Below are 18393 nucleotides of genomic sequence, written 5' to 3'. Positions count from 1 at the left end.
CCGACCTACGGCTGCCTAGCGACCTCCGGACACGGGCGATCCCTGCGTGACCGGGCCGGGCGGATAGCATCAGGGGCACCTCTACTGGTCGAACCCGCAACTCAAGGGGAACCCGTGACCCTCCGCATCTCCGTGATCGGCACCGGCTACCTCGGCGCCACGCATGCCGCCGCGATGGCCGAGTTCGGCTTCGAGGTGCTGGGTCTGGACGTCGATCCCGACAAGATCGCCACCCTCACCGCAGGCCGCGTCCCGATGTACGAGCCGGGACTGTCCGAGCTGCTGCTCAAGCACGTCGCCGGGCACGAGGGCTCCACCGGGCGGCTGCGCTTCACCACCTCCGCCAAGGAGGCCGCCGAGTTCGGCGACGTGCACTTCATCTGCGTCAACACCCCGCAGCGCAAGGGCGAGTTCGCCGCCGACATGTCGTACGTGGACACCGCGATCGACGACCTGGCGCCGCACCTGACCCGCCCGGCCCTGGTGGTCGGCAAGTCCACCGTCCCGGTCGGCTCGGCGGCCCGGCTGGCCGAGCGGCTGGCCGCGCTCGCGCCGGTCGGCGAGGGCGCCGAACTCGCCTGGAACCCGGAGTTCCTGCGCGAGGGCTTCGCCGTCCAGGACACCCTGCGGCCGGACCGGATCGTGGTCGGCGCCCAGAGCGAGCGGGCCGAGCGGCTGCTGCGCGAGGTGTACGCCGAGCCGATCTCGGCCGGAGTGCCGTTCCTGGTCACCGACTTCGCGACCGCCGAACTGGTCAAGGCCGCCGCCAACTCCTTCCTGGCCACCAAGATCTCCTTCATCAACGCGATGGCCGAGGTCTGCGAGGCGGCCGGCGCGGACGTCACCCAGCTCAGCAAGGCGCTCTCCTACGACGAGCGGATCGGCGGCAAGTTCCTCAACTCCGGCCTCGGCTTCGGCGGCGGCTGCCTGCCCAAGGACATCCGGGCGTTCATGGCCCGGGCCGGCGAGCTCGGCGCCGACCAGGCGCTGACCTTCCTGCGCGAGGTCGACTCGATCAACATGCGGCGCCGCTCCCGGATGGTCGAGCTGGCCCGCGAGCAGTGCGGCGGCGGCTTCCTGGGCCGCCGGGTCGCCGTCCTCGGCGCCGCCTTCAAGCCCAACTCGGACGACATCCGGGACTCCCCCGCCCTCAACGTGGCCGCCCAGATCCAGCTCCAGGGCGCCCAGGTCACCGTCTACGACCCGAAGGCCGTGGACAACGCCCGCAAGATGTTCCCCTCCCTCGCCTACGCCGGCTCCGCCCTGGAAGCCGCCGAGGGCGCCCACGTCGTCCTCCACCTCACCGAGTGGGCCGAGTTCCGCGAGCTGGACCCGGCCGAACTCGGCGCCGTCGTCGCGGAACGCCGCCTCCTCGACGGCCGCAACGTCCTCGACGCCGAAGCCTGGCGCGCCGCCGGCTGGACCTACCGCGCCCTCGGCCGGCCGAGCTGACGCCCGGCCGGGGAATGCCCTTCGGCGGAGCGCCGTTGGCACCGGCATGACGAGCTACGGCGACGACGCGACGGTCCGCGGGATCCTCACCGGGGCGGGTGACACCTGGGCGGTGGTCGGGCTGTCCAACAACACCGCGCGGGCCGCGTACGGGGTGGCGCGGGTGTTGCAGCGGTACGGCAAGCGGATCGTGCCGGTGCACCCGAAGGCGGAGACGGTGCTCGGCGAGCCCGGGTACGCCTCGCTCGCCGAGATCCCGTTCGAGGTCGACGTGGTGGACGTGTTCGTGAACAGCGCGCTGGCCGGGGAGGTGGCCGACCAGGCGGTGGCGGTCGGGGCGAAGGCGGTCTGGTTCCAGCTGGGTGTGGTCGACGAGGTCGCGTACGGGCGGGTCCGGGCCGCGGGGGTCTCGATGGTCATGGACAGGTGCCCGGCCATCGAGATCCCGCGGCTGGGCTGAGGGTCAGCCGTCCAGCTGGGCGATGGTCGCGATGGACGGGCGGCGGCTCGACCGCAGGGTCGCGGCGACCGACTCGGCGTCGCGCAGGACGCGGACGGCGTTGTGCCAGGTGAGCTTGGCCAGGTCGGCCTCCGACCAGTGGCGGCCGAGGAGTTCGGCGACCAGGTTGGGGTAGCCGGCCACCGAGTCGAGGCCGTCGGGCAGGAAGGCGGTTCCGTCGAAGTCGCCGCCGATGCCGATGTGGTCGATGCCGGCCACCTCGCGCATGTGGTCGAGGTGGTCGGCGACGGTGGCCGGGGTGGCGATCGGGCGCGGGTTGGCGGCCTCGAAGGCGCGCTGGCGCTCCATGGCCGGCGGGGTGGTGTCCAGCGGGTGGAAGCCGTGGGCGCGCATGTTCTCGTCGGCTGCCAGGGTCCACTCGATGGCGGCGGGCAGGATGAACTTCGGTACGAAGGTCGCCATCGCCACCCCGCCGTTGGCGGGCAGCTGGGCGAGCACGTCGTCCGGGATGTTGCGCGGGTGCTCGCAGACCGTGCGGGACGAGGAGTGTGAGAAGACCACGGGCGCCTCGGTGACCCGCAGGGCGTCCCGCATGGTGTCGGCGGAGACGTGCGAGAGGTCGACCAGCATGCCGAGCCGGTTCATCTCCCGGACGACCTCCTCGCCGAAGCGGGTCAGCCCGCCGGCCACCGGCTTGTCGGTCGCGGAGTCGGCCCACGGCACGTTGTCGTTGTGGGTGAGTGTCAGGTACCGCACGCCGAGCTCGTACAGGGCGCGCAGGGTGGCCAGCGAGCAGTCGATGGAGTGGCCGCCCTCGGCGCCCATCAGCGAGGCGATCCGGCCCTCGGCGCGGGCGGCCTCCATGTCCGCGGCGGTGCGGGCGAGCCGCAGCCGGTCGGGGTAGCGCTCGACCAGGGCGTGGACGAAGTCGACCTGCTCCAGGGTGGCGCTGACCGCGTGGTCGCCGGCCAGCGAGGCGGGCACGTAGACGGACCAGAACTGCGCGCCGACCCCGCCCTCCGCGAGGCGGGCGAGGTCGGTGTGCAGGCGGTCGCTCTGGTCGGCGGCGAGGTCGAGCGCGCCGAGGTCGTACCCGGCCTGCTCGCGCATCGCCCAGGGGAGGTCGTTGTGGCCGTCCACCACGGGGGCGGTGCGGAGCAGGGCCCGGGCGGCGGCCAGCGGGGTGGGGGAGTCCGTCTGAGAAGTCATACGGGCCGTTCTACCCCACCCCCACCAGCGGTCTTACTTGCCGAAGCCGAAGGAGGTGGAACCGGCCACCTTGGCCCGGAGCTTCTTGCCCTTCTCGGTGGCCTGGCTGTTCAGCTCGGCCTGGAAGTCGGTCATCTTCTCGGCGAGTTCGGTGTCGAAGGCGGCGAGCATCCGGACCGCGAGCAGGCCCGCGTTGCGCGCGCCGGCCACCGAGACGGTCGCGACCGGCACGCCGGCCGGCATCTGGACGATCGACAGCAGGCTGTCCATGCCGTCCAGGTAGCGCAGCGGCACCGGCACGCCGATGACCGGCAGCGGGGTGACGGAGGCCAGCATGCCGGGCAGGTGGGCAGCGCCGCCGGCGCCGGCGATGATCGCCTTCAGACCGCGCCGGTGGGCGTTCTCGCCGTACGCGACCATCTCGCGGGGCATCCGGTGGGCGGAGACGACGTCCACCTCGTAGGGGATCTCGAACTCGTCCAGGGCCTGGGCGGCGGCCTCCATGACCGGCCAGTCGGAGTCGGAGCCCATCACGATGCCAACGACAGGGGTCATTCGGTGATCGTTCCTCGCAGGTAGGCGGCCGCATGGCGGGCGCGCTCGCGGACGTCGTCGAGGTCGTCCCCGAAGACGTTGACGTGGCCGACCTTGCGGCCGGGCTTCACGTCCTTCCCGTACATGTGGATCCGCAGCCCGGGGTCGCGGGCCATGCAGTGCAGGAAGGCGTGGTACATGTCCGGGTAGTCGCCGCCCAGGACGTTGACCATGACGGTCCACTTGGCGCGCGGCCGGGGGTCGCCGAGCGGGAGGTCGAGGACGGCCCGCAGGTGGTTCTCGAACTGCGAGGTGACCGCGCCGTCCTGGGTCCAGTGCCCGGAGTTGTGCGGGCGCATGGCCAGCTCGTTGACCAGGATGCGGCCGTCCCGGGTCTGGAACAGCTCGACGGCGAGGTGGCCGACGATGCCGAGGGCGCCGGCGATCCGCAGGGCGAGCTGCTGGGCCTCGTCGGAGAGGGCGGGGTCGAGGTCCGGCGCGGGGGCGGTGACCTCGGCGCAGACGCCGTTCTCCTGGACGCTCTCGACCACCGGGTAGGCGACGGCCTGGCCGCTGGGCGAGCGGACCACGTTGGCGGCCAGCTCGCGGACGAAGTCGACCTTCTCCTCGGCCAGCACCGGGACGCCGGCCAGGAACGGGGCCTGCGCCTCGTTCTCGTCGTCCACGACCCAGACGCCCTTGCCGTCATAGCCGCCGCGGACGGTCTTCAGCACGACCGGGTAGCCGGCGCCCTCGTCGGCGAAGGCGGTGACGTCGGCCGGGTCGGCGACGATCCGGTGCCGGGGGCAGGGCACGTCGATGGAGTCGAGCTTGGCCCGCATCACGCCCTTGTCCTGGGCGTTGACCAGCGCGTCCGGGCCGGGGCGGACGGCGATGCCGTCGGCCTCCAGGGCCCGCAGGTGCTCGGTGGGGACGTGCTCGTGGTCGAAGGTGACGACGTCGCAGCCGGCCGCGAAGCGGCGCAGGGTGTCGAGGTCGCGGTAGTCACCGAGGACGACCTCGGAGACCACCTGTGCGGCGGAGTCCTGCGGCGTGTCGGCGAGGAGCTTGAACCTGACCCCGAGCGGGATGCCCGCCTGGTGTGCCATGCGGGCCAACTGCCCGCCACCGATCATGCCCACCACTGGAAAATTCACATTGCCCGGGGAAGTCACCCGGCCAGGATATCCGGGCCGGTGGGGGGTGGTGGAGCCGCGGGCGGGCCGTGAGTAGTGGACGCGCGTAGATGTCAACCCCCTCCCCTGCGGGCTGAGCCGTTCGACGGAAGCGGGTAGCCTGGACGGCTAGGTCCTCGTCCACGCAGTCGGATCATGTGCGTGCACGCAGGACACAAGGGTGGTCGCGTCCCAGGTCGGCCGCCCTTTTTCCCGCAGGTACATGGAGGCCACCCGGTATGGCGACGACCGCAGCTTCGAAACCCTCGCTCGTGCAGAAGATGCGTGGGCTGTCGGGCGAAGTCGTGAAGTTCGGCATCGTCGGCGTGACCGGCGTGATCGTCAACGCCGGTGTCTTCTGGGTCTGCCTGAAGGGGACCGGTCCGGTCAACTCCTTCTCGGGCTACATCGCCACCAGCGTCGCGATCGGCACCAACTACCTCGGCTACCGCTACTGGCTCTACCGCGACCGGGACGCGGCCTCGCGCAAGCGCGAGATCACCCTGTTCCTGATCTTCAGCGGTATCGGCATGCTGATCGAGAACGGCATCAACGCCTTCTCGGTGCACGTGCTCGGTTACCACTCGGCCACCAGCCAGCTGATCGCCAAGAACGTGATCGGCTTGATCGCCGGTACGGCTTTCCGGTTCTTCTCCTACCGGACCTGGGTGTTCAAGGCCCTGCCCGAGACCGAGCCGGAGATCCCCGCCACCGCCAGTGGCCAGGAGCTGGCCGCCCAGGCCGAGCTGATGCTGGCCGCCGAGCAGATCCGCTACGTCCCGGCCGAGTAACCGGGATCCCGGGCCCGATGCGCCGGCTCGGCGTCCCCGCGGGCGGCTGAGCCGCCCGGAGGGACGGACGATCGCACGTCCGCACGGCCCGAACGGCTTGAAGACCCTCAGTCCTCGTGGCTACGGCCGAGGAAGAGCGCGAACACCGCCGGCTTCAGCGAGAGGAGCTCCAGCCGGCCGCCGTCCGCCTCCGCGAGATCGCGGGCGACGGCCAGGCCGATGCCGGTGGAGTTGCGGCCGCTGACCGCGCGCTCGAACACCCGGTTGCCGAGGTCGGCGGGCACTCCGGCGCCCTGGTCCTGCACCTCGACCACCACCGAGGTGCCGGAGGGCCGGACCCGCAGGGTGATCGTCCCGGCGCCGTGCATCAGCGAGTTCTCGATCAGGGTGGCCAGCACCTGGGCGACCGTCCCCGGGGTGCCGACCGCGGTGACCCCGTGCAGGCCCTCCAGGGACAGCACCCGGCCCTGCTCGCGCAGCGTCGGGCCCCACTCCTCCACCTGCTGCTTGATCACCTCGTCCAGGTCGAAGGCGACCGCGGTGGGGCTGCGCGGGTCGCGCTGGGTGGTGAGCAGGCGCTGGACCACGTCGGTGAGCCGCTCGACCTGCTGGAGGGCGATGGTCGCCTCCTCCTTGACGGTCTCCGGCTCCTCGGCGAGGGCGTTGATCTCCTCCAGCCGCATGGAGAGCGCGGTGAGCGGGGTGCGCAGCTGGTGCGAGGCGTCGGCGGCGAGCCGGCGCTCGGCGGTGAGCATCCGGGCGATCCGCTCGGCGCTGGTGTCCAGCACCTCGGCGATCCGGTCCAGCTCGGGCACCCCGTACCGGCGGTCGCGCGGGCGCGGGTCGCCGGAGCCGAGCCGTTCGGCGGTCTCGGCGAGGTCGGTGAGCGGCCGGGCGAGCCGCTTGGCCTGCCAGACGGCGAGCGCCACGGCGGCCTGGACGGCCAGCACGGCGACCACGCCGAGCAGCAGCAGGTTGTTGGCGATCTCGTGGTCGACGTCCTCGCGGGACTGCTCGACGGTGACGATCTCGCCGCTGTTGCCGCGTTCGGCGGCCTTCAGCAGGTGGTTCCCGGCCGGGCGCTCGCCGGCCGAGACCACCGGTTGGCCGGGGACCTGCACCTCGACGTAGCTGCCCTCGGTGACCTGGCTCTCGAAGACGCGCCCCTCCTTGACCGACTCACCCATGGCGAGCCGGCTCTCCACCAGGGCGAGCACCCGGACGGCGGCCGCCTCCACCCGGTCCTGGGCCGAGCTGACGATGGTGCGCTTCTCGACCAGGGCGAGCGGCACGCAGAACACCACGACCACCACCAGGACGACGACCAGCAGCGAGTTGATCATCCGGCGTTTCACGCTGCTGCTCCCCGAGGTGTTCCGCTTCATCGGCCGTCGCCCGGCCACGATCTCCGTACGGGGCTAATTCTTCTCGAACCGGAAGCCCACGCCGCGCACGGTGGCGATGTAGCGCGGGTTCGCCGCGTCGTCGCCGAGCTTCTTGCGGAGCCAGGAGATGTGCATGTCCAGGGTCTTGGTCGAGGTCCACCAGGTGGTGTCCCAGACCTGCCGCATGATCTCCTCGCGGGTGACCACCCGGCCGGCGTCGCGGACCAGGACGCGCAGCAGCTCGAACTCCTTGGCGGAGAGGGTCAGCTCCTCCTCGCCGAGCCAGGCGCGGTGGGACTCGATGTCGATCTTCACCCCGTGCGCGCCGGTGGTGAGCTGATCGACGTTGCCGCGCCGGAGCAGGGCCCGGACGCGGGCGAGCAGTTCGGCCAGGCGGAAGGGCTTGGTGACGTAGTCGTCGGCACCGGCGTCCAGGCCGACCACGGTGTCCACCTCGTCGGCGCGGGCGGTGAGCACGAGCACGGGACAGCTCTTGCCGTCGGCGCGCAGGCGTCGGCAGACCTCAAGGCCGTCCATCTCGGGCAGGCCGAGGTCCAGGACGACGAGGTCGACCTCCTCGGTGAGGCCGGCGGCAAGGGCGGTCGGACCGTCCTCGCGGACGAGCACCTCGTAGCCCTCACGTCGCAGGGCCCTGGCGAGCGGTTCGGAGATCGCCGGATCGTCCTCGGCGAGCAGCACACAGGTCATGTGGTGATGGTAGTCCGCCGGGGTATGGCCGTACGCCCTGTGAGGTAGTTCACAGAGCGTGATCGTTATACAAGGGCCGTTCGGGGGTCAACGCAGCGTTGCCGACCGGGCGTTCGGCGAAGAATCCCCGCTTGGATCTTGAAACCGAAGGAAGAGGCGCCCATCTACCATGGATCAGCCGGGAAGATCCGCTACGGGCTTTGCCATTCCCATACCTAATTCGCCGCGTTTGTCATCTGATAACGCCAAATATGGCCACGTAGAGTGTTTCAAGTCCAACGTCCGCCGCCACCCCCCTAGGCGGACGCTGTTAGGCAAGGAACCACTACTCATGGCGTCTACGACCCTGGACTCCGGCGTCACGTCGGCCACTCCCAGCGGCAAGACCTTCCTCGGGCACCCCCGCGGCCTCGCCACTCTCTTCATGAGCGAGATGTGGGAGCGCTTCAGCTACTACGGCATGCGTGCCCTGCTGGTGCTCTACATGACCGCCTCCGTCGCGGACGGCGGCCTCGCGATGAAGACGGCGGTCGCCGCCGCCGTGTACAGCGTCTACACGGCCATGGTCTACCTGCTGGCCCTCCCGGGCGGCTGGATCGCGGACCGCTTCCTGGGCGCCCGCAAGACCGTCGCGCTCGGTGGCTCGATCATCATGATCGGCCACTTCCTGCTGGCGGTCCCCTTCAGCGCGTCCTTCTTCGTCGGCCTCGCGTTCATCGCGGTCGGCTCGGGCCTGCTCAAGGCCAACATCTCCACGATGGTCGGCCACCTGTACGACGGCCCGAACGACCCGCGGCGTGACGGTGGCTTCACCGTCTTCTACATGGGCATCAACCTCGGTGCCTTCGCGGCCCCGCTGGTCATCGGCACCGTCGGCCAGAGTGTCAACTGGCACCTGGGCTTCGCCCTGGCCGGTGTCGGCATGGCCCTCGGCCTGGGCCAGTTCCTGCTGGGCACCCGCCACCTGAGCCCGAAGAGCAACGTCGTCACCTCGCCGATCACCCCGGACGAGAAGCGGAAGATCTTCACCAAGGCCGGCATCTGGCTGGGCATCGCGGCGGTCTTCTACGCGGTCGTCGCCGCCACCGGCCACTTCACCATCAACTGGGCGATCTGGCCGCTGTCCATCGCGGGCCTGGCGATCCCGGTCCTCGTCTTCACCAAGGTGAAGCGCGACAAGGACCTCGACGCCGCCGAGCAGTCCAAGATGAGCGGCTACATCTGGTTCTTCGTCGCCGCCGCCGTGTTCTGGATGATCTACGACCAGTCCGGCTCGACGCTGAACATCTTCGCCGACGAGCACACCGCGTCCACGCTGTTCGGGTTCAACTTCCCGTCCAGCTGGTTCCAGTCGCTCAACCCGCTCTACATCATGGCGCTGGCCCCGGTCTTCGCCTGGATCTGGGTCGCCCTGGCCCGCCGGTCGAAGAACCCCAGCACGACCATGAAGTTCGCCTTCGGTCTGCTGATGATCGGCGCCTCCTTCATCGTCATGATGCTGGCGATGGCCTCCGCCTCCGGCGACACCAAGGTCACCCCGCTGTGGCTGGCCATGGTCTACCTGGTCCAGACCGTCGGTGAGCTCACCCTCTCCCCCGTCGGCCTGTCCGTCACCACCAAGCTGGCGCCCACCAAGTACGCCAGCCAGATGATGGGCGTCTGGTTCCTCGCGGTCACCGCGGGCGACTGCGTCGCCGCCATCTTCCAGCTGGTGCTGGGCGACAAGGTGGTCGGCAGCACGACGTACTTCGCGGTCCAGGGCGTCCTGGCGATCATCGCCGGCATCGCGCTGGCGATGTACCGCAAGAAGGTCGTCAAGCTCATGGGCGACGTGCACTGACGTCCGCCCGGTGAAGCTCCGGGGCCGCCGTGGATTCCTGAGATCCACGGCGGCCCCGGTCGTTTTGTGCCTACGGTTCCCGGCATGACGACTCTCCCCGGCATGACGGCCGACTCGCTGCCCCGCCAGTTGGCCCGCACCCGCCGGTTCACCCTGGGCGTCCCCGTCCAGCCGGAGCCCTCCGCCGACGGCGCCACCGTGCTGTTCCTGCGCGGCCGCACCGGCACCGACCCGCTCAGCTGCCTCTGGGCGCTGGACGCCGACAGCGGCGCGGAGCGGCTGATCGCCGACCCGGCCGCCCTCGGCGCCGCCACCGGGATCGCCTCGTACAGCACCGACGCCACCGGCCGGTCCGCGGTCTTCGCGCTCGACGGCGCGCTGTGGCTGGCCGACACTCGCACGGCTTCGGTTCGCCCGGTCGCCTCCGTCGGGGAGCCGGAGGAGGCGCGACTCGACCCGACCGGCCAGTGGATCGCCTACGTCAGCGGCGGCGCCCTGCGGGTGGTCGGCGTCGACGGTACGGACGACCGCGCGCTCGCCGAGCCCGAAGCCGAGGACGTCTCGTACGGCCTCGCCGAGTACGTCGCCGTCGGGGAGATGTACCGCGACCGCGGCCACTGGTGGTCCCCCGACGGCCGCGCCCTGCTCGTCGCCCGGGTCGACAACCGCCCGGTCGTCCGATGGTTCCTCGCCGACCCCACCGACCCGCGGCAGCCCCCGCGCGCCATCCGCTACCCGCTGGCCGGCACCGCCAACGCCGGCGTCTCGCTCTGGCTGCTCGGCCTCGACGGCAGCCGCACCGAGGTCCGCTGGGACCGCGCCGCCTTCGAGTACCTCACCGCCGCCGGCTGGGACGGCCACGGCCCGTACGCCGCCGTGCAGAGCCGCGACCAGCGCACCGTCCGCACCCTGGCGATCGGGGCGGACGGCGCTACGCGGGTGCTCGCCGAGCGCGACGACCCGCGCTGGGTCGAGCTGCTCCCCGGACTGCCGGTCCGGACGGCGGGCGGCGCGCTGGTCGACACCGCCGACGACGGCGACACCCGGCACCTGACCGTCGACGGCAAGCCCGTCACCCCGGCCGGGCTGCAGCTGCGGGCCGTCGTCGGGACGGAGGGCGAGGAGGTGCTGTTCACCGCCTCGGAAGATCCCACCGAGACCCACCTCTGGCAGTACGAACCGGCCTCCGGCCTACGGAAGCTCAGCCACGGCCCAGGCCTGCACACCGGCGCCCGGCGCGGCGGCACCCTGGTCCTCACCACTGGCAGCCGCTCGACCGTTCTTCGCGAGGGCCGCCCGGCGCTCCCGCTCACCTCGTACGCCGAGCAACCCGTCATCACCGCCCGCCCCGAGCTGCTCCGTCTCGGCCCGCACGAGCTGCGCGCCCACCTCTTCCTGCCCACCGACCACCACCCCGGCGACGGCCCGCTGCCCGTCCTGCTCGACCCGTACGGCGGGCCGGCGATGCAGAAGGTCACCACCGGCGGCCCCTGGCACGCACAGGTCTCCCAGTGGTTCGCCGATCAGGGCTTCGCGGTCCTGGTCGTGGACGGCCACGGAACCCCGGGGCGCGGCCCGCGCTGGGAGAAGACGATCTGGGGCGACAAGGCCGGTCCCGCCCTGGAGGACCAGATCGAGGGCTTGCAGGAGACCGCCCGGCTGCGGCCCGGCCTGCTCGACCTCGACCGGGTCGGCATCCGCGGCTGGTCGTACGGCGGCTTCCTCGCCGCCCTCGCCGTTCTGCGCCGCCCCGACGTCTTCCACGCCGCCTCCGCCGGGGCTGCGCCCACCGACCACCGGCTCTACGACACCCACTGGCAGGAGCGTTTCCTCGGCCACCCCGCCGATCACCCCGAGCACTACGACTCCTGCGACCTGATCACCGAGGCACGGGAGTTGAGCCGCCCACTGCTGCTGATCCAGGGCATGGCCGACGACAACGTCTTCCCCGTCCACACCCTGCGGCTCTCGCATGCTCTGCTCGCCGCCGGCCGCCCCCATGAAGTCCTGCCGCTACGCGGCGCCGGCCACCGGCCGACCGACGAGGCGACGGCAGAGAACCTCCTACGGCACGAACTGGCCTTCCTGCGGCGGTCGTTGGGCGTGGGCTGAGCAGGCGGACCACCGATCGCTTCGCCCCGTCGAGCCCCTTCGGCTCGACGGGGCGGCGCGTATACCCGCGAGACTGACGCACCACCGTGCTCACAGGCAGCCGAGCGTCACAATCCCCGACAAAGTCGAGCTAATGGTCCGTTAACATTCGGTGTCAGTTTTTGATCATTACGGACCGTCCCTGCACTCGGTCGGTCCGGATCTGACGGGGGAACGAAGCATGGCAGATCCTGACGCGGGCTTGGAGTACAAGGTCAAGCCGGACGAACTGGACGGCTGCGGACAAAGTGCGCAGCACATAGGCGGCCTCATACCGGGCGAGACGACGAAGATCACCGAGCCGTCGAATCAGGCCGCCGGCACTCTCCAGGGCTGGCAGACGGCGACCGCCATCACGAACTGCGGCACCAACTGGAAGACGCTGTTGGACAAGCTCGGCGGCGACATGGGCGACGTGGGCACCAAGCTCGCCACCTCGGCCGCCTACTACCGCCAGGCCGAGCAGAACGCCCACAACAGCATGCGGAACCCGAACGCGCCCCTCCCGGAGGTGCCGGACCCCTTCGACACCACCGTCGTCCCCGGCCCGGTGAAGCCCGCCGACGCGAAGGCGGCCAAGTAAGCGATGGACATCAAGACCCTCTACGACGCCAACATCAACAACATCACCATCGCGAAGAACGCCTACGACAAACTCTTCAGCGCCTTCGGCCAGCACATCGAGTCCTGGCAGCACGACGTCGTCGACCGCCTGGGCCACTCCGAGTGGACCGGCACCGCCGCCGGCCACGCCAACACCCGGATCCAGTCGCTCGGCACCGAACTCCAGGCCGCCAAGCAGGAACTCGGCCTGGTCAGCAAGGTACTCGCCGACGCCGCCGAAGGCATCGCGGCGGCACAGGCGCACCTGATCAGCGCCCTGGACGACGCCAAGAACAACAAGATGACCGTGGCCCCCGACGGCAGGATCACCTGGGACAAGGACCCCAACTCCGCCAACTACGCCGGGGACAAGGCCGAAGCCACCGCCCAGGAGATCAGCAAGCGGATCACCACAGCGCTCACCGAGGCCGACCACACCGACCAGACCATCAGCGCCCGCCTCGGACACCTCGCCACCAACGCCACCAACGGCACCGGCCTCGACGCGGCCACCGCGAAGGCCGATCAGGCCGCCGCGGACGCCCTCAGCCAGGTCCCCGCCGCCGGCACCGACCCGGCCAGCGTCAAGAAGTGGTGGAACGGCCTCACCGACGCCCAGCAGCAGCACATGATCCAGACCGAACACGACAAGATCGGCAACCTCGACGGCATCCCCGCCGCCGCCCGGAACGACGCCAACCGGATCACCCTGAAGAACCTGATACAGGACCGCCAGACCCAACTCGACGGCCTCGGCCCCGAGCCTAAGAAGATGCTGAGCGTCGCCGAGACCAACGGCGGGCCGGTCGAGAACCCCGACTACACGGAGTGGAAGCGCAAGCGCGACGCCCTGCTGAAGAACCTCGACGGCTTCAAGAGCATTCAGGACCGGCTCGACGGCAAAGTGGACGGTGGTGTGGGCGGGCCACACTCCGACCCGCCGCTGCTGCTGCTGGGGATCGGCGACCAGGGGCAGGGCCGCGCGATCATCTCCTGGGGTGACCCGGACAAGGCCCGGAACGTCTCATCGCTGGTGCCCGGGCTGAACAGCAACCTGGCCGGCGTCGGAGGGGGCGATGCCAAGACGGCGAAGCGCATCTACGATTCCGCAGTGCAGAGCGCAAAGGACAACAATGAGACACCGAGCGTCGCGTCCGTGTTCTGGCTGGGGTACGACGCGCCGCAGCTGGACGGCCCCGCGGTGCTCATGAAGGACCGGGCGGAAGAGGGAGGGGCCGCGTACAACCAGTTCCTGGCCGGGCTCCGGGCCACCCACGAAGGGGCGCCGGCGCACGTGACCGCGCAGGGGCACAGCTACGGGTCACTGGTCGTCGGGCAGGCGACCCAGCAAACCGGCGGTCTGGCCGCCGACGACATCATCCTGGTCGGCAGCCCGGGTGTCGGGGTGGACAAGGCATCGCAGCTCGGGGTCGGTGCGGATCACGTGTACGTAGGCGCGGCGAAGAACGATCCCATCGCATCGGCGCCGGCCCCCGAGATGCTCTTTCCCGATTCGGCTGCGTACGAGACGTTCGCGCACCCGAACGCGTCCTGGCACGGCACGGACCCGGCGAGCCAGAGCTTCGGCGCGCAGCGCTTCTCGGTGGCGGACGGGACCACCTTCGACTCCCACGACGACTACTTCGGGGATCACGGCAAGGGCGGCGACTCGCTCCCCAACGTCGGGAAGATCGTCAGCGGCCACGGGAACACGATCACCAGGGAGGACCCGAGGTGAGGGCCGCAGTATGGCGCGTGACCGTGCCAGGGGTACTGCTGGCGCTGCTGGTCGGCTGGTACGCCTGGCCGGAGCCCGAGAAACCCACCGTGCCGGTCGAGCAGGCGCAACACCGGATCGAGGCCGAACTCGCCGATGTCGCCGGGGCCTTCCACCCGGGGCTCCAGTGGGCCGAGGCGAGGTACGAGAGCGATCCCGACTTGACGGGATTCTGCGGTACGTCCGGGTGCAAGAAGACGGGCCGGGCGGGGATGACCGCCAAGAGGGCGGCCCAAGTCCGGATCACCTCAAAGCGGAATCAAGAACCGCTCGACATCGTCCAGGCACTCTGGACGGGCAAGGGCTACTCGGTCGATCGCTACAAGGGCGCGGTGGAGGTGAAGGGCTCGGGGTTCAGCCTTTGGTTCGCCGTGGGCGTGGAGGGTTGCGCCGAGGTGCGGGCCACCATGGCCGACGTCACCGACACCAGCGATGACAAGATGCAGGGCGGGTTCGCCCAGGGACCACTGAACTACGCCGCAGAGTGCGCGACGGTCGACGACCCCTACTGGTCGCACTCACCCGGCGAGCCCGCCAGGCCCGAGGGCGTCGGCCCGAGCGGGCTTGGCAGCCTCCCTCCCCCGAGTCAGCCGGCTCTCCCGGATTGATTCCGTCGGTGATCTCGATGGTCGATATCTGTCAGCCCCGGAGCCGCACCGGGTTGTCCGGGGAATCGAGCCAGACGGTGTGGGCGCCGGGGGTGGCCGTGAGGCCGAACCGGTCCTGGGGGCCGGCCTCCCTGCGCGTCCAACTGGTCACTTGATCAGGTTCCGGACTGCGTCGCTGACTTCGGGCAGGTCACTGGGCTGGGCCCACTGGTGGGCGTCGTGTTCGGTCAGGGCGATCGGCTCGGTCTTCTCCATGGTGACGGCGAAGTTGAACTGGCGGGTCGTGCCGCCGCGACTGTTCTCGTAGTCGAAGTGCCCGATGTAGCTGGTGACCTGGTCGATGGTCAGGCCGGTCTCCTCGTTGGTCTCACGGTGCAGGGTGTCCAGGATGGTCTCCCCGGCCTCGACCGTCCCGGAAGGGATCTCCCACAGGCCGCCCATGTAGTCGTCGGGATTGCGGCGCACGAGCAGGACCCGCCCGTCGTGGTTGATCACGGCGGCGGCGACGAAGCCCGTGATGCCGGCGGCCTCGGCGTCGGCCATGAGGCCGGCCATGAACTCGGGAGAGGTGACAATCACAACGGCTCCTTTTGATGGTCGCTTACAGCACTTGGATGAGCAGGAAGTCGGCCTGGCCGACTTCCTGCTCCAGGCGGGCCCGGGCCGGCCTGCCTCTGGACTGGCTCACCCCCGCGAACGTCAGCCCCGGAACGGCACCAGGTTCCCCGGGGAGTCGAGCCACATTGTGTGGGTGTCCGGGGTGACGGTGAGGCCGAACCGGTCGTAGCCGGGACGGCCCTGGTCGTCCCACCAGCGCCAGGCGGCCTTCACCTCGTCCCAGAGGTTCCGGGGGCCGGACTGGTACACCTCGTACTCCGTCCGGCCCCGCTCGTAATCGGCGGAGGCCCACGACCGGGTGTCGCGGCTGTAGAGCCAGAACGTGTAGGCGCCGTCGTCGTAGCGCTCCGCCCGCCAGAACGCGCCGGGCACGGCGGAACCGATGACGAACTGCTCGAACCACCCGCCCGTGTCCGGCGGGGCGAGGGTCATGGTGGTTCGCACCCCGTCGGCGGGCCATTCCTGCCCGTGGAGGTAGTCCTCGAAGGGCGGCCGGTCCGTGCGCTGTTGGCGCAGCCGCATGAACGCCGAACCCCGGGTGAACCTACCGCTGGCGCTGGTGCCGTCGTCGTTCACCGTCAGCCGGACGATCTGCTCGCCGCCATACTCGGTGCCGAACGGCGCCACGATGATCCCGCCGGGCACTGTCTGCTCCAGCCACGCCCGCGGGATCTCCAGCAGGGAGCAGGTGGCGATGATCCGATCGTACGGAGCACCATCCGGCCAGCCCTGCCGTCCGTCGCCCTCGACGACGGTCGGCGCGAGTCCGGCCCGCTCCAGGTTCTCGCGGGCGCCTCGGGCAACATCGTGGTCGTACTCGACGGTCACCACATTGTCGTTTCCCAGGCGGTGAGCCAGCAGGCCCGCGTTCCACCCCGTGCCGGCGCCGACCTCCAGCACCCTGTTGCCCGGGCGCACGTCGAGGTCCTGGAGCATCGAGAACACCATCGTGGGCATGGAGTTGGAGGACGTCGGGGTCGTCCCGAGCCCGTCTCCTTCGTGTTCCCCGTCGTCCCACTGCGTGGTCAACGGGATGTCCGAGTAGACGGCCCGCCGCCACGCCTCGGGGTCCCGCGACCGGTACACCACGGGGTTCTGCTTGGTGCCGTCCGCGATGCCCGGCCAGATGCGATCCGGGACGAACAACTCGCGAGGTACGGCGTTGAAAGACGAAAGCCAGTCCGAGGAGAGTGCACCGCTGGCCGCCAACACGGACGCGAGCCCATGCGGACCCGCCTCCCTGTCGCCAGCCCCGCCTCCGCGCTTACCCATCTCACTACCTCCGTGCTGGTTGCTTTCGGCAGCCCGAATGACTGCCGGACTTCAACGCCAATGTAGTTTCAACTGCCTTTCTTGATAGGCCAGTTGAATGTTAGCGTTCGCCTTCTCCACTCCAGCGACTACCGTGAGGTGCCTTCATGACTCACGCCGTGCCTCGTCCGAAGAATCCCCTGACTCCGCGGTTTCAGGTGGTCTTGCGCCCTGCGGAATTGCCCGACCATGACTTCGAGGACGACGCCACGATCAAAGGCAGGCAATACAGTGGGCTGAGCCTCGCTGGCCGAGCGGGCGAAGCGGTCGAAGTCGAGCAATGCGCCTTCGAGAACGTCCGATTCACCGGCATGCACCTGATCCGGTCGGTGCTCGCCCACATCACCTTCGAGACCTGCGACTTCGCCACGGTCCGGACACAGGACGTGTCCATCCTCCGGAGCACAATGACCGGATGTCGGCTCACCGGGTCTTCCTGGAGCAACGGCAGCTTCCGTGACGTCCTCTTCGAGGGCACTCGGACAGACAGCACGCTGTTCCGCTACGCGAAGTTCAAAACAGTGGTCTTCAGGGAGTGCAATCTCTCCCAGGCTGATTTTCAGTTCGCCGAACTCCGCGATGTCCGGTTCGAGAAGTGCGACCTCACCGGAGCCCAGTTCGCCAACGTCGTCATTCAGCCCGGTGTCAGCTTCGACAACTGCACGCTGGTGGACGTCGGAGGCGCCGCACACCTCAAGGGCGCCACCGTGCGAGGCCCAGGATCCATGGAACTGGCCCTGAGCCTCGCCAGGGAAGCCGGCATCGTGTTCGAGGCCTAAGCGGCGACAGGCAGCTCGTAGTGCGCGAACTCCTGGCCCGAGATCGACCGGACGACAAGGTCGAAGTCGATCGTCTCGGCGAAGGCCGCGAGTTCGCGCACCATCCCCTGGCCGTACGGCGTGAACAGGTCCAGCTTGCCGAGCAGACCGTCCGTGCACTCGCGGATCGAGTGGCGGAACTTGTCCACCAATTCGGTCTCGCCCCTCAGGTGCTGCATGAGCATGAGGGGCGGGGCCACCACCGCACTGTGGAACGCCTTGTCGAGCGGACGCATCTGTCCGAACTTCACCGCGGACACCACTCGGAACTCGTCGGCCTCCAAGTCCTTGGCCGGCCTCGTGTAGAGGCGGTACACCATGTCCGCCAGGAAGACGTTCAGGTGCACGGTTTCGTGCACCAGGGACTCGGCGTAGTCGTGGGGCCGCCACTCCTCGCCGGGGCTCATGCTGACCAGGCCCGGGAGCGTCGAACCGGTGCCGCCGCCCTTGTTGGTCGAGCTGAACATCACGACGTCGGTGACCACCAGATCCACGAGCGCCCCAAGGTCGGGGACGAGGTCCCTGGTGTGCAGGAGCGCCACGGAGAAGTCGCGCTTCCACCGTTCCCGCAGGTCGGCAGCAGTGTTCTCCAGACCCTCGAAGATGTTCTCGAAGGTCCTGTTCTCGATCAGGTAGTCGCCCCACTCGCTGTCACTGAAGGACAGCCTGATGCCCTCCCCCTCAACCGGCAAAGGGCGGAGGGCGGAAACGACGCTCCGGTAGGCGGCCGGGAGGTCCGCAGCGGTCGGCGGGGGCTGCTCGTCGACCGCGCTCACGAGCCGGCCGATGGTCTCACGGGCGTGGTGGATGTTGAGGAATCGCATGGACGCTCGCTCCTTCGCTGGGATACTTGGAACCGGGGGGGGAACCCCCCCCCCCCGGGGGGGGGGGGAGCGAGACACTCCCCCCCCTCTCACCCCTCCCCCCCCCTTTCCTCCCCCCCCCCCCCCCCT

The 18393-nt window shown here is 70.0% G+C and carries 17 protein-coding genes; 9 read left to right on the top strand and 8 right to left on the bottom strand.

Features of this window, described 5'->3' with window-relative positions:
- The first annotated feature begins 114 nt into the window (after positions 1-114).
- Both ACFQ87_RS12310 and ACFQ87_RS12305 read left to right on the top strand, forming a co-directional pair.
- Positions 115-1452 carry a UDP-glucose dehydrogenase family protein gene (locus tag ACFQ87_RS12310; RefSeq protein ID WP_380610600.1) on the top strand — a complete coding sequence of 446 codons (1338 nt, stop codon included), beginning with the start codon at positions 115-117 and terminating at the stop codon, positions 1450-1452.
- Between the two features lie 46 nt (positions 1453-1498).
- Positions 1499-1912 carry a CoA-binding protein gene (locus ACFQ87_RS12305; protein WP_380610599.1) on the top strand — a complete coding sequence of 138 codons (414 nt, stop codon included), beginning with the start codon at positions 1499-1501 and terminating at the stop codon, positions 1910-1912.
- 3 nt (positions 1913-1915) lie between these two features.
- Here ACFQ87_RS12305 and ACFQ87_RS12300 read toward each other — a convergent pair whose 3' ends face one another.
- Genes ACFQ87_RS12300 through ACFQ87_RS12290 form a run of 3 tightly spaced genes read right to left on the bottom strand, consistent with a single transcriptional unit; the run spans position 1916 to position 4812 of the window.
- On the bottom strand, positions 1916-3121 hold the full coding sequence (locus ACFQ87_RS12300; RefSeq protein WP_380610598.1) for a dipeptidase: 1206 nt from the start codon (positions 3119-3121) through the stop codon (positions 1916-1918).
- 33 nt (positions 3122-3154) lie between these two features.
- Entirely contained in the window at positions 3155-3676 is a 522-nt protein-coding gene (gene purE / locus ACFQ87_RS12295; RefSeq protein WP_380610597.1) for a 5-(carboxyamino)imidazole ribonucleotide mutase, read from the bottom strand.
- Positions 3673-4812 (bottom strand): 5-(carboxyamino)imidazole ribonucleotide synthase, encoded by a 1140-nt coding sequence (locus tag ACFQ87_RS12290; protein ID WP_380610596.1) that lies wholly within the window; start codon positions 4810-4812, stop codon positions 3673-3675. Before ACFQ87_RS12290 ends, purE begins: the two co-directional genes overlap by 4 nt.
- Positions 4813-5111: 299 nt before the next feature.
- On the opposite strand from ACFQ87_RS12290, the gene ACFQ87_RS12285 reads away from it, so the two are divergent.
- Positions 5112-5621, top strand: a complete 510-nt coding sequence (locus ACFQ87_RS12285; RefSeq protein ID WP_380610618.1) for a GtrA family protein — start codon at positions 5112-5114, stop codon at positions 5619-5621.
- A gap of 107 nt (positions 5622-5728) precedes the next feature.
- On the opposite strand, the gene ACFQ87_RS12280 is transcribed toward ACFQ87_RS12285, so the two are convergent.
- Together ACFQ87_RS12280 and ACFQ87_RS12275 are read right to left on the bottom strand one after the other, a co-directional pair.
- Entirely contained in the window at positions 5729-6976 is a 1248-nt protein-coding gene (locus ACFQ87_RS12280) for an ATP-binding protein (protein ID WP_380610595.1), read from the bottom strand.
- 63 nt (positions 6977-7039) lie between these two features.
- On the bottom strand, positions 7040-7714 hold the full coding sequence (locus ACFQ87_RS12275) for a response regulator transcription factor (protein ID WP_030290974.1): 675 nt from the start codon (positions 7712-7714) through the stop codon (positions 7040-7042).
- Between the two features lie 331 nt (positions 7715-8045).
- On the opposite strand from ACFQ87_RS12275, the gene ACFQ87_RS12270 reads away from it, so the two are divergent.
- From ACFQ87_RS12270 to ACFQ87_RS12250, 5 genes are all read left to right on the top strand, one after another.
- Positions 8046-9554, top strand: a complete 1509-nt coding sequence (locus ACFQ87_RS12270) for a peptide MFS transporter (RefSeq protein ID WP_380610594.1) — start codon at positions 8046-8048, stop codon at positions 9552-9554.
- Positions 9555-9638: 84 nt separating this feature from the next.
- Complete coding sequence (locus ACFQ87_RS12265) at positions 9639-11666, top strand: prolyl oligopeptidase family serine peptidase (RefSeq protein WP_380610593.1); 2028 nt, start codon at positions 9639-9641, stop codon at positions 11664-11666.
- A gap of 220 nt (positions 11667-11886) precedes the next feature.
- The gene (locus ACFQ87_RS12260) at positions 11887-12288 is read left to right on the top strand and encodes a WXG100 family type VII secretion target (protein ID WP_380610592.1); all 402 of its coding nucleotides are present in this window, start codon (positions 11887-11889) and stop codon (positions 12286-12288) included.
- A 3-nt stretch (positions 12289-12291) separates the two neighbouring features.
- Positions 12292-14046, top strand: a complete 1755-nt coding sequence (locus tag ACFQ87_RS12255; RefSeq protein ID WP_380610591.1) for an alpha/beta hydrolase — start codon at positions 12292-12294, stop codon at positions 14044-14046.
- A complete protein-coding gene (locus ACFQ87_RS12250; RefSeq protein ID WP_380610590.1) occupies positions 14043-14693 on the top strand; it encodes a hypothetical protein in 651 nt (216 codons plus the stop codon). Before ACFQ87_RS12255 ends, ACFQ87_RS12250 begins: the two co-directional genes overlap by 4 nt.
- 147 nt (positions 14694-14840) lie before the next feature.
- Here the strand turns inward: ACFQ87_RS12250 and ACFQ87_RS12245 are convergent, their stop codons facing one another.
- The gene (locus ACFQ87_RS12245; protein WP_380610589.1) at positions 14841-15272 is read right to left on the bottom strand and encodes an NUDIX hydrolase; all 432 of its coding nucleotides are present in this window, start codon (positions 15270-15272) and stop codon (positions 14841-14843) included.
- A 120-nt stretch (positions 15273-15392) separates the two neighbouring features.
- Complete coding sequence (locus ACFQ87_RS12240; RefSeq protein ID WP_380610588.1) at positions 15393-16457, bottom strand: methyltransferase domain-containing protein; 1065 nt, start codon at positions 16455-16457, stop codon at positions 15393-15395.
- A gap of 272 nt (positions 16458-16729) precedes the next feature.
- Here ACFQ87_RS12240 and ACFQ87_RS12235 point away from each other — a divergent pair, with 272 nt between their 5' ends.
- The gene (locus tag ACFQ87_RS12235) at positions 16730-17401 is read left to right on the top strand and encodes a pentapeptide repeat-containing protein (protein WP_380610587.1); all 672 of its coding nucleotides are present in this window, start codon (positions 16730-16732) and stop codon (positions 17399-17401) included.
- On the opposite strand, the gene ACFQ87_RS12230 is transcribed toward ACFQ87_RS12235, so the two are convergent.
- The gene (locus ACFQ87_RS12230) at positions 17398-18264 is read right to left on the bottom strand and encodes an aKG-HExxH-type peptide beta-hydroxylase (RefSeq protein WP_380610586.1); all 867 of its coding nucleotides are present in this window, start codon (positions 18262-18264) and stop codon (positions 17398-17400) included. The two genes, ACFQ87_RS12235 and ACFQ87_RS12230, sit on opposite strands and share 4 nt — an antisense overlap.
- Positions 18265-18393 lie beyond the last annotated feature (129 nt).

It is taken from the genome of Kitasatospora sp. NPDC056531 (genome assembly GCF_042794375.1).
In the GTDB taxonomy this organism is placed as follows: domain Bacteria; phylum Actinomycetota; class Actinomycetes; order Streptomycetales; family Streptomycetaceae; genus Kitasatospora.
This window is presented reverse-complemented; position numbering and strand designations above follow the sequence as displayed.